This is a genomic window from Halomonas sp. 707B3 (assembly GCF_024158645.1).
In the GTDB taxonomy this organism is placed as follows: domain Bacteria; phylum Pseudomonadota; class Gammaproteobacteria; order Pseudomonadales; family Halomonadaceae; genus Vreelandella; species Vreelandella lionensis.
In genome coordinates this window covers 1-10047 of record NZ_JAMZBE010000132.1, presented here as the reverse complement: position 1 = coordinate 10047, position 10047 = coordinate 1, and the positions used below count along the sequence as shown (strand labels likewise).

The window sequence follows — 10047 nt, the reverse complement described above, 5'->3', positions numbered from 1 at the left end:
GCATGGCACTGTCTGGGTGAATGGCGATAATGGCTATATTGCCATGCAGGTCAGTGGGTTAGAAGTGCTTCCTGGGGCCGGTCTCACGGATTCAGGATTTATTCAAATGTCATACTATACGCCTAAAAAGTAGCAATGAAAAACCACTTATAAAATATAGCTATGCTGCATAAGCTTAATATTTGATAGCACTTATGGCGGCATTTTATTAACACAACCGCCAGACCTAAAAAAACCAGAACAGCCTCTTCAAGCACCGCTCTGGTTATTTTAGCGATAAAGTTGCTAACCAAGGCATAGATGCCCGTATATAAAATCGCTGTCAAACCCGGTGTTACGCGTCATTTCTTCTGATTGCAATAACTTGATACTACTGCGGGTTTTACGAATTAACTTTTTCTGTTCCAGCGCTGTCATACAGCGGCTTACGTGGACACTTGTCATACCTAATAGCTCACCCACGACATCTTGAGTAACAGGGAATGCAAATACATTACTATCCAACAGTCCTTTAAAATTAAAACGGGCATAAACTTCTAACAGGAAATGCGCAACGCGTTCTTCAGAACGATGATGAGTACAGCTTCTTAACCGTTCGATGGTAATATTGTCATTTACCATAACATAAGAAGTAATCGCCTTTCTTATTTCCTCATTGGTTTTAAAAAGCTCATGCAAGTCATCAACAGATACTTTTTCAAGTTTACAATTAGTTAAAGAAAGAATAACTATATCATGACTTTCAAAAAAGCTTTCTCGCATACCAATAATATCGCCAGGCATAAAGACGTTACATATATCTTGTCCTCTGGTGCTGGTCGCGTGGGAAAGGCTCGCCCATCCCTCTTTAACTACGAAGATATCGGCGCGACCTTCACATAACGAGAACACCTTTTGGTTGCGTCGAAGCTCTACGGGCTTATGCCGGATGTTAGCCAACGCCTCTCGGGCATCGGCTCCCAGCTCGCCATAAAGGCCTAATACTTCACTTATTCCTATACAAGAGCTATCACTACTTAAGCCGCCGTGTACACCTTTGCGATTTCTATCTTCCACTTGTTTGCACTCTTCTGCAGTAACCTTATTCATCTCTACACTCCTTTGTAGTTAGACAAAAGCTATACTCACCAGGAATTTTTTATAATGCCGATATATATAAAGGAAGATAACGCGACAAAAATATAGACAAATATAAATAACTAAACAAGATGGTTTTATAAACCACGCTAACAAAAGTCAAAAAACCATTGATTATTAACATTTGTTAATTTTTTCGACCTCCTCAGAAAATGCAACCATACCTTTCAGCCTATATCAAACTAGCTTTCATAACAAAAGCAAAAACAAAAATACTTACCGATACATTCATTTCTGAATCTAACTCACTAATAGTGTTACATAAATTAATTATCTCCCTTTCAAACTTATTCGACCTGGAAAAGAGAAAAGGCTTTTCATACGCTCAAGGGTGGGCAATAGGGACAATTCGCCTAATCAACCACTAATGGAGTAGCGCATGAAACGCAACGTTTTTGTTATTGCTTTAGAAGATAAGCAAAAAACCGCCATGCAAACACTAAGAGAGAGAAAGGACTTAGAAATTCATGGTTTATTAGATGTGGACACAGCAGTTGAAGCAGACAAAGTGTCTTTTAATCAGCTACTTTCATCAGCCAAAGAGCAACTTATTGTGTTCCCTGGCACTATCGATGCGATTATCGCTCAGTGGGACTTTCCTACTAGCGTTATCGTGCCTATTCTTTGCCAGCACTACCACCTTCCCTCACCTTCTATTACGAGTGTTTTAAAGTGTGAGCATAAATATTGGAGCCGCCTTGAGCAGCAAAAGGTAGTTCCTGATGTGGTGCCCAACTTTTGCGGCATTGATCCTTTCGCTGATAACCCACTGTCACAGGTAACGCTCGACTACCCGTTTTGGCTCAAACCGGTGAAGGCCTTCTCTTCCCATTTGGGGTTTAAAATCGAGAACCAGCCCCAGTTCGAGCAGGCCATGGAGGAAATACGCGCGGGGATTCGCCAACTAGGCGACGCCTTTAATGAAGCCCTTGCTTACATAGAGTTACCGGAAGAAATTGCCCAGTTAGATGGCAACGCCTGTATTGCCGAAGAAATTATTAGCGGCGTGCAAGCTGCGCCCGAAGGCTCTGTCTTTAATGGTGAATTTAATATTCACGGCATTATTTCGCAGCCCAAAGCAGAGAACTCCATCTCGCTGTTTGACCGCCTGGAGTACCCCAGCAACCTCCCCGAACACGTCCACCATAAAATGGTGGAAACCGCCAAAACCTTCCTGACCCATATTGGTTACAACAACGGCTGTTTTAACGTTGAGTTTATGTGGGACGAGGCGCGGGAAAAACTGTGGCTGATTGAGGTCAACACGCGCATTTCTCAATCCCATAGCGAGATTTTCGTGCTGGTGGATGGCATGTCGAACCACGAGATTGCCGTTGATATCGCCCTTGGCCAGCGGCCCTCGCTACTCAACCGCCAGGGCGTCGCCGCGATGGCAGCCAAGTGCTTCATTCCGTTTGCCCACCAAGACGGCGTGGTAAAGCGTATTCCCAGCCAGGAAGAGATTGACGCGCTCAAACAGCGGCTGCCGCATACCGACGTGGTCATTGATGTAGCGCCCGGCCAGCAGCTTAGCCACTTGATGCACCAGGACAGCTTCTGCTACCGCCTGGGCACGCTCTACGTCACCGGCAACACCCATGAGGAGATAGAGCAAAACTACCAGTTCTGCCTGGATTTCCTGAATTTTGACATTGAGCCTATCGATTCTATTGAGACTGTCGATTCTTAAGGAGGCCTACATGGAGATCGTTCACGACTTCCCTTACCCCGTCCGCGAGATCGAAAACGTGTTTATCTCTATGCGCGATGGAAAGCAGCTGGCGGCTCGGGTGTGGCTACCCGATACGCCTGACTCCACGCCTTTTCCCGCCATTATGGAGTACATCCCCTACCGCAAACGTGATGTAACGCGGGGCCGCGATGCCAGCAACCACCCCTACCTAGCGGGCCACGGCTACGCCTGCGTGCGGGTTGATATGCGCGGCAGCGGTGACTCCGACGGCGTGCTCACCGATGAGTACACCCAGCAAGAGCAGTTAGACGCCGTCGATGCTATCGCTTGGCTGGCCGAACAGCCCTGGTGCAATGGCAACGTTGGCATGATGGGTATTTCATGGGGCGGCTTTAATAGCCTGCAGGTGGCGGCCAAACAGCCGCCTGCCCTCAAAGCCGTGATCAGCCTGTGCTCCAGCGATGACCTTTACGCCGACAATATGCACTACATGGGCGGCTGCCTACTGGGAGACAACCTCTCGGAAGCGACCGTGATGTTTGCTTTTAATGCGCTTCCACCTGACCCGGCCATGGTAGGCGAACGCTGGCGGGAGATGTGGTTTGAGCGCATGGAGCACAGCGGGCTATGGATTGACCAGTGGCTGCGCCACCAGCGCCGGGATGCGTACTGGTCCACCAGCTCGGTCGGTGAGCACTATACCGCTATTCAGTGCCCCGTTTACGCCATTGGCGGCTGGGCCGACGGGTTTACCAACACCGTGTTTCGGCTGATGGAACATTTAGAGGTGCCTCGGAAGGGGCTGATTGGCCCGTGGGGGCATAAATACCCCCACCAAGGGATTCCAGGCCCCGCCATTGGTTTTCTACAAGAAGCCCTGCGCTGGTGGGATTACTGGCTGAAAGGCAAAGAGAACGGCATTATGGATGAGCCGATGCTGCGGGCCTGGCAGCAGGATAGCGTGCCCCCAGATAACAGCTACGCCGACCGCCCTGGGCGCTGGCTAAGTGAACATCAGTGGCCCTCGCCGCGGATTCGCGAGCAGTGCTACTACCTACAACCCAACCGTTTAACCGTTGAGCCGTTACCGGAGACACACACACCGCCCACGCTCGGCCTGCAATCGCCCATTAGCGTGGGGATGGCAGCGGGTAAGTGGTGCTCCTACGCTGCCACACCCGACCTCCCCGGCGACCAGCGGGAAGAGGATGGCGGCTCGCTAGTCTTTAGCAGCCCGCCGCTGGAAGCACCGCTGGATATTATGGGCGTTACCACTCTGTCGCTAACGCTCTCTTGCGACCAGCCCCAAGCCATGCTGGCGGTGCGCCTTTCCGACGTTGCGCCGGATGGAAAAGCCACCCGCGTCACCTATGGGCTGCTGAACCTAACTCACCGGGATAGCGACGAACAGCCTAGCGAGTTAGTACCCGGCAAGCAGTATCGAGTGCAAATCCCTATGAACGGGATTGCCCAGCGTTTTCCAGAGGGGCATCAGCTACGCATTTCGATCTCTACCTCGTACTGGCCATTGGCATGGCTCTCACCCGCGCCTGCACAGGTGGATATCACCCTCGACAACTGCACGCTCCACCTACCCGTGCGCACGGCAGCCGATGATGATAATACCTTTGCCTTTGAACCACCCGAAGCGGCCCCACCGCTGGCGATCACTACGCTTGCTCCCAGTCAGCATAATTGGTTGTTGCACCGTGACTTGGCCACCAAAAAGTCCACCTTGGAAGTGATTAACAACCAGGGGTGCTTTCGTATCAACGATACGGGCACGGAAATTCACCGCAGCGCGCGGGAGTACTACAGCACGGTCACGGATGACTTCACCTCTGCCCGCGGAGAAACCATCACCGAGAGCCACTTTAAACGAGATGACTGGGATACTGAGGTGTATACCCGTACGGTACTCACCTGCACCGAGAGCCACTTTCTTGTTCACGCCCAGTTAGACGCCTACGAACAGGCGTATCGGGTATTTTCAAAAAACTGGTCGTCAAAAATCCCTCGTGACCACCTCTAGCAGTCGCCGCTTTTAGCGACACTCACTGCCGTCCCACGTTGCTACACCGCTTTTTGCTACACCGCTTGGGGCGGTTTTTATAGGCACAAAAAACCCCGGCCTGGGCTGCCGGGGAAAAGGGCGTGACTAGCCATCTCGCTTTGCGTTACTTCTTACTCAATCTGCGTTACTTCTTGGCCTGCACGTCGTTGTCATCGGCGCGGGTAAGGAAGGTGCGCGTGGTTTCGTCCAGGTGCTGGTCGAGCCAATCGGCCATGGCCTGCTCTTCCTGCAGGATCTCGCGGCATACGCGCACCACCTCTGGCTGGTTGGCCTGCTCTGCAGCGGCAATCAACGCCTTATAGTTGGCAATTTCAAAACATTCGAAGGCGTAACTGGCAATACCGCCTTTCACCACTTCATCGCCTGCCATCATACCGCCAACCGATTGCCCGAAGGCGGTGAGCTTGCCGCCCATATCCTTCATGGCAGAGGTATCAATCCCCAGCTCATTCATCACCCGCTCCAGCTTTTCCGCCTGGTGCTCGGTTTCATGCAAGTGCTGGTCAATGCGCGCGCGCAGGGCTGGATAGTGTTCGATCCGCTTCGCCTGCGCTTTCAACATCTCTTCCGCCTGCTTTTCCATAGCATGGGCATCGCGTAACCAATCTTCCAGATACTTGGCTTCCATCGTGCGCTCTCCTTGTTCATCAGCGGCGTGGATAACAAATAATGCTTACTTTTTAGGGTCGATCTGCTCTTTCTGCGCCCCGGACTTCTCTTTTGCACCGCCCAGGCTCGGCTCTTGGCCCTCGGGCGCGGGCTGGTTGCGCACGCTGTACTGGCTTCGACCATCCAGCGAGGGGCCTTCCGACCAGCGGCCTTTCGGCGCCTCTTTATCCAACAGTGTGTTGAGATAGTAGTAAGAGTGCTGCATCGCCTCGTTATCTTCCGGCGTGGCGTTGGGAATCGGCAGTTGCTTCTCAAAGCCGCCCAGCTCTTCAATCACCGCCAGCCACTGCTGCTGGTGGTAGGTATCGCGAGCAATCAAGAAGGAGAGGAAATCCTTCATGCCGTGGTCATCGGTCCAGTTATACAGGCGCGATGCCAGCACGCGACCACCGGCTTCCGCCGTTACGTTAGCCAGCATATCGGCGGCGATATTGCCCGTGGCATACACGTGGCTCATATCAAAGGGCACGCCGTTAGCATTCACCGGCATGGCCGAAAGGCCCGATGAGAGCAGGTGGCGCGGGTTAGCACCGCCCAGAATGGCATTCATTACCGGGTCTTGTGCCGTGGCCTCTTGGTAGGAGACCGGCGCGCCTTCCAGGTTGAGGGCAACCGCATGACCCAGCATTTCAATATGGGACAGCTCTTCTGTCGCGGTGGACATCAACATGTCGCGGATACGGTCATCGCCGCGTGCGCCCATCGCTTGAAAGAAGTACTGCATGGCTACCCGAATTTCGCCTTCAATACCGCCAATCGCTTGTTGCAGCAGCATGGCAAATTCAGGATTGGGTTTATCGACCTTAACGGGATACTGTAATTTTCCAGAGTGGTGGAACATTGCGCTATTCTCCTAACGTAATTGCCAGGGAGAGCGCTCCCTGGCAACGAACTTAAAGCTTCTGCTTTAGCAGCTTCCGTGCTTCATCAGCAATTTCCTCGTAATGCTCAGACACACGATCAAAAAATGCCTGAGCATCTTGATCGGAGTTCTCTTTAGCATCTTGAGAAAACTGCGAGCTTAGCTGAATACCTTGAGAGGCATGATATAGCGTACTCACCATATCAAAGTTCTTATCGTTCACAGGACGACTCATCCTTGGCTCCTTGTGCCTTTAGCCTTAGCGGCTAAAGGCACTCTTGAACGTGTAAATCAGGAACAGTTAAAAGCGCGCTCGTCAGCGGTTATTACCACCGCCACTGTGGCTATTTTCGCCACCTTTCTTACCAGCTTCCGAGGCGCGCTCAGGGTCGTTGGCAAAGTTACCACCGCTTTTTTCGCCGCCTTTTTGGCCAATATCTTCGTAAAACTCTTTATCGTGGGTTTTGGCGGTTTTTTCACCACCTTTCTGTCCTGCCTCTTCGCGACTCATTCCATTATCGTTGCGCTTGTTCGTCATGATAAATCTCCTTTTCATGAATTCGGCAAAACCAACTCATTTACTCGTACTCGGCGTGTCACTCGAGTAACTTGAGATTAGCCAACCTCACTCTCTTATCAAGCGAACAGAAACGCAAATGAGCATCTTTAATTTTTATAATGACTCCAACAGATATGCATCAAATAACTTTTCATCGGTTATTTGATAACGAAAGATAAAATAATTGACTAACCCCATCTATTACCAACACACTTCTTTTAAACACCACCGTCCAAGTAAAAGGCTGCCGCCATGCGCATCCCCTTCGCAATCACCGCCACCCTCTGCCTATGGCTAAGCGGCTGCCAAAACCTGGAGGCCAAGCATGCCAACACAGCACCGGATGAATCGCTCACCAATACCTACTGGAAACTGCTGGCCGTAGATGACAACCCCGTGGTAGCCGCAGACAATTTTCGCGAAGCGCATATAGTGCTGCACATAGAACACACCCGCTTGGCAGGCTCCACCGGCTGCAACACACTCAACGGCCGCTACCAGCACACCGGCCAGCAGCTCACCTTCCACCCCAACGCCACCACGAAAATGGCCTGCCCCACTGCACAAATGCGCAGCGAGCAGACCATGTTGAATGCACTTCAGCAAACCAGACATTGGGAGATTAGCGGTAGCCGCCTTGAGTTAACTAACGCCCACGGAGAGCCGCTGGCGGTGCTGGAGGCAGTGCATCTTTATTAGCAGGTCATGAAGTAAGGCAAGGAAGCGTATTGAACGCTGCTGCTCAGCATACCGCTTAGCGGCTTAACAGAGGTTTATAAGCGCGATCACTCATAGGCGTTCATTTCCACAGCGGGGTACTCACACCTAACGATTCTTGGTAACATTCTGTTACCGATATTCACTTAGGGTTCATGGACGATGAAAACACCCGCGCTAATTGCTCTGTTGGTACTGCTGCCATTGACTGCACAGGCTGAGATTTATAAATGTGTTGCCAACGGCCACACCACTTTTCAGGACTCCCCCTACGCGGGCGGCAACTCTGAAATGGTGAATACCAACAACCTTACGATTATTTCAGCGCCTGCGGTGTCGTCTCGCCCTGCGGCTTCCCTATCCGCAAATGCTCCCGCCTTCCCACGCATTGCTATGCCGTACAGAAATCAACATCAAACGGCTCTGGAACTTCGTAATAGTCGAGTCAAGACGCGTGCTCGCATTCCTTTGAGACGCGGTTGGTGAAGTGGGATTACTGATCACTCTTTATTTCCAGCTGCACCTATCATCGCTCTCTATATTTTTGCGCATACCCAACACACTTTGCTCACGCCAGCGGGGGGAGAAGCGTAAATGAACTCAAGATAGAACCACCGGAAGGACAGTTAACCCACGTACTACGTCACACGTTCGCGAGTCACTTTATGATGAACGAGGGAAACATCCTGGTGCTGCAGCAAATACTTGGTCATCAGTCGATCACCATGACCATGCGCTACGCACACTTTGCACCGGATCACCTGGAGGAAGCCACCAAGCTCAACTCCCTGGCAGTGTCTACAGCTGTAGACACTTTGTAGACACATACAAAAAAACCGCCTCGAAAGGCGGCTTAATCACTGTCTCAAATGCTTTGCTTATCAACCACTTAAGTGGTGCCGACACCAGGAGTCGAACCCGGGACCTACTGATTACAAGTCAGTTGCTCTACCAACTGAGCTATGTCGGCGCTTCGCATTTTCTTGAGAACTTGATTGGGTTGCCGTTAGACTAGCCAATCAACAAGAAATCTTGTTGGCAATGGCTGGGGTACCAGGATTCGAACCTGGGAATGCCGATACCAAAAACCGGTGCCTTACCACTTGGCGATACCCCAACGTTGTGGTGGCCAGAGACGGAATCGAACCGCCGACACGGGGATTTTCAATCCCCTGCTCTACCAACTGAGCTATCTGGCCCTTGCCAACGGTGCGTATTAAACCAAAAGCTCCTCTTTTCGTCAACACCTTTGTGAAACTTTCTTTCTAGTCACGTGCTTAGGGCACATCAGGCGTTGAACCAAAAGCGGCAAAGGCCACGCCATTCGTGGCTTTGCGCTGCGTTTCTAGGTTTATGCCTGGCTGGGCGGCACGTACCCTTCTGCTTGGTCGGTGGTTTCGTTATCTAGAAAGCGCTGCATCTGATCCATTAGATAGGCGCGTGCTTCTGGCTCCAGCATGTTGAGGTGCTTCTCATTGATCAGGCGGGTTTGCAGCGCCTGCCACTCTTCCCACGCTTTTTTAGATACCGTGGCCTGAATCTCTTGGCCCTGCTTACCCGGCAGTGGTGGGAACGGCAGCGCGGGTAGCTCTTGTTGGTACTTACGGCAGAAAACCGTGTTGCTCATGGTGTGCTCCTATGGCGTATATCTGTGAAGGCCAGTGTGTGCTTAACGGCTAAGGCCCAGGGGTCGGGTCTAGGGTAAATGGTGCCAGCTGGCTTAACAGCGATTTGACCGGTGCCGCTAAGCCTAGCGCAGGTGGATGATTAACGTCATACCATACGCCGCTTTCGCGAACGCCGCTGATTCGTTCGCAGGTAACAGGCTGCGGCGTAATCACCAGCTTAAAGTGGCTGAAGGTGTGAGTGAAGCTGGGCAGCGCAGCGTGGCGCTCGGGGGCTTTGGTGTTGTCTTCCAGCCAGTCGTTGAGTTCGCTGTGGCGTTCAAACTGCGGCAGGCTCCATAAACCGCCCCATAGGCCGCTAGGTGGCCGCTGCTCTAGCCATACGCGCCCTTGTGGGTCGCGCAGCATCAGCATAATGGTTTCGCGGGTGGGGGTGGCTTTTTTGGGTTTGGATTCCGGGTAGCGCTGAGGCTCGCCTTGGGCGTAGGCGCGGCATACGTCATTGAACGGGCATATCGGGCAGTCGGGTTTGCTGCGCTTACACAGCGTCGCGCCAAAATCCATCATGGCCTGGGTGTAATCCGCCAGCCGCGTGGTGGGCGTAAAGTATTCGGCCAGCGCCCACAGCGAGCGTTCTACCGCCGGTTTGCCCGGCCAGCCTGCCACCGCGTGCAGGCGGGTGAGCGAGCGCTTTACATTGCCATCCAGAAT

11 protein-coding genes, 3 tRNA genes and 1 pseudogene are annotated in these 10047 nt (G+C 52.0%); 5 read left to right on the top strand and 10 right to left on the bottom strand.

Translation table 11 applies throughout. The features are described 5' to 3' along the window. Positions 1 to 285: 285 nt before the first annotated feature. On the bottom strand, positions 286 to 1089 hold the full coding sequence (locus tag BIS10_RS14840) for a Crp/Fnr family transcriptional regulator (protein WP_083025294.1): 804 nt from the start codon (positions 1087 to 1089) through the stop codon (positions 286 to 288). Between the two features lie 427 nt (positions 1090 to 1516). Between BIS10_RS14840 and BIS10_RS14835 the strand changes: the two genes are divergently transcribed. Together BIS10_RS14835 and BIS10_RS14830 are read left to right on the top strand one after the other, a co-directional pair. Next, the gene (locus tag BIS10_RS14835; protein ID WP_253506235.1) at positions 1517 to 2827 is read left to right on the top strand and encodes an ATP-grasp domain-containing protein; all 1311 of its coding nucleotides are present in this window, start codon (positions 1517 to 1519) and stop codon (positions 2825 to 2827) included. A 10-nt stretch (positions 2828 to 2837) separates the two neighbouring features. Next, on the top strand, positions 2838 to 4862 hold the full coding sequence (locus BIS10_RS14830) for a CocE/NonD family hydrolase (RefSeq protein WP_253506233.1): 2025 nt from the start codon (positions 2838 to 2840) through the stop codon (positions 4860 to 4862). A gap of 166 nt (positions 4863 to 5028) precedes the next feature. Here BIS10_RS14830 and BIS10_RS14825 read toward each other — a convergent pair whose 3' ends face one another. The 4 genes from BIS10_RS14825 to BIS10_RS14810 all read right to left on the bottom strand — a co-directional run bounded on the left by BIS10_RS14825 (position 5029) and on the right by BIS10_RS14810 (position 6973). Beyond that, complete coding sequence (locus BIS10_RS14825; RefSeq protein ID WP_253506232.1) at positions 5029 to 5532, bottom strand: ferritin-like domain-containing protein; 504 nt, start codon at positions 5530 to 5532, stop codon at positions 5029 to 5031. A gap of 45 nt (positions 5533 to 5577) precedes the next feature. Further along, on the bottom strand, positions 5578 to 6414 hold the full coding sequence (locus tag BIS10_RS14820; protein ID WP_083024487.1) for a manganese catalase family protein: 837 nt from the start codon (positions 6412 to 6414) through the stop codon (positions 5578 to 5580). Positions 6415 to 6466: 52 nt separating this feature from the next. Beyond that, on the bottom strand, positions 6467 to 6670 hold the full coding sequence (locus tag BIS10_RS14815) for a hypothetical protein (protein WP_083024486.1): 204 nt from the start codon (positions 6668 to 6670) through the stop codon (positions 6467 to 6469). Positions 6671 to 6751: 81 nt separating this feature from the next. Beyond that, the gene (locus BIS10_RS14810; protein WP_083024484.1) at positions 6752 to 6973 is read right to left on the bottom strand and encodes a general stress protein; all 222 of its coding nucleotides are present in this window, start codon (positions 6971 to 6973) and stop codon (positions 6752 to 6754) included. Positions 6974 to 7246: 273 nt separating this feature from the next. Here BIS10_RS14810 and BIS10_RS14805 point away from each other — a divergent pair, with 273 nt between their 5' ends. From BIS10_RS14805 to BIS10_RS14800, 3 genes and pseudogenes are all read left to right on the top strand, one after another. Beyond that, entirely contained in the window at positions 7247 to 7693 is a 447-nt protein-coding gene (locus tag BIS10_RS14805; protein ID WP_253506229.1) for an META domain-containing protein, read from the top strand. A 180-nt stretch (positions 7694 to 7873) separates the two neighbouring features. Continuing rightward, positions 7874 to 8197: a DUF4124 domain-containing protein gene (locus tag BIS10_RS19055; protein ID WP_392567184.1), complete on the top strand. Its 324-nt coding sequence runs from the start codon at positions 7874 to 7876 to the stop codon at positions 8195 to 8197. 125 nt (positions 8198 to 8322) lie between these two features. Continuing rightward, positions 8323 to 8532, top strand: a pseudogene (locus BIS10_RS14800) (tyrosine-type recombinase/integrase); the annotation flags it as partial. Positions 8533 to 8605: 73 nt separating this feature from the next. Here BIS10_RS14800 and BIS10_RS14795 read toward each other — a convergent pair. The 5 genes from BIS10_RS14795 to BIS10_RS14775 form a co-directional block, all read right to left on the bottom strand. After that, positions 8606 to 8681: transfer RNA gene (locus tag BIS10_RS14795), tRNA-Thr, on the bottom strand. A 72-nt stretch (positions 8682 to 8753) separates the two neighbouring features. Next, positions 8754 to 8828, bottom strand: a tRNA-Gln gene (locus tag BIS10_RS14790). Positions 8829 to 8834: 6 nt separating this feature from the next. Next, positions 8835 to 8910: transfer RNA gene (locus tag BIS10_RS14785), tRNA-Phe, on the bottom strand. A 152-nt stretch (positions 8911 to 9062) separates the two neighbouring features. Further along, positions 9063 to 9338 (bottom strand): oxidative damage protection protein, encoded by a 276-nt coding sequence (locus tag BIS10_RS14780; RefSeq protein WP_062361802.1) that lies wholly within the window; start codon positions 9336 to 9338, stop codon positions 9063 to 9065. Between the two features lie 49 nt (positions 9339 to 9387). Then, positions 9388 to 10047, bottom strand: a 660-nt coding sequence (locus BIS10_RS14775) for an NUDIX domain-containing protein (protein WP_253506227.1), incomplete at its 5' end; no start/stop codon positions are given.

Coding starts and splice junctions, on each gene's coding strand:
- BIS10_RS14840 (WP_083025294.1), bottom strand. CDS start 1,089: ATGAATAAGGTTACTGCAGAAGAGTGCAAACAAGTGGAAGATAGAAAT.
- BIS10_RS14835 (WP_253506235.1), top strand. CDS start 1,517: ATGAAACGCAACGTTTTTGTTATTGCTTTAGAAGATAAGCAAAAAACC.
- BIS10_RS14830 (WP_253506233.1), top strand. CDS start 2,838: ATGGAGATCGTTCACGACTTCCCTTACCCCGTCCGCGAGATCGAAAAC.
- BIS10_RS14825 (WP_253506232.1), bottom strand. CDS start 5,532: ATGGAAGCCAAGTATCTGGAAGATTGGTTACGCGATGCCCATGCTATG.
- BIS10_RS14820 (WP_083024487.1), bottom strand. CDS start 6,414: ATGTTCCACCACTCTGGAAAATTACAGTATCCCGTTAAGGTCGATAAA.
- BIS10_RS14815 (WP_083024486.1), bottom strand. CDS start 6,670: ATGAGTCGTCCTGTGAACGATAAGAACTTTGATATGGTGAGTACGCTA.
- BIS10_RS14810 (WP_083024484.1), bottom strand. CDS start 6,973: ATGACGAACAAGCGCAACGATAATGGAATGAGTCGCGAAGAGGCAGGA.
- BIS10_RS14805 (WP_253506229.1), top strand. CDS start 7,247: ATGCGCATCCCCTTCGCAATCACCGCCACCCTCTGCCTATGGCTAAGC.
- BIS10_RS19055 (WP_392567184.1), top strand. CDS start 7,874: ATGAAAACACCCGCGCTAATTGCTCTGTTGGTACTGCTGCCATTGACT.
- BIS10_RS14780 (WP_062361802.1), bottom strand. CDS start 9,338: ATGAGCAACACGGTTTTCTGCCGTAAGTACCAACAAGAGCTACCCGCG.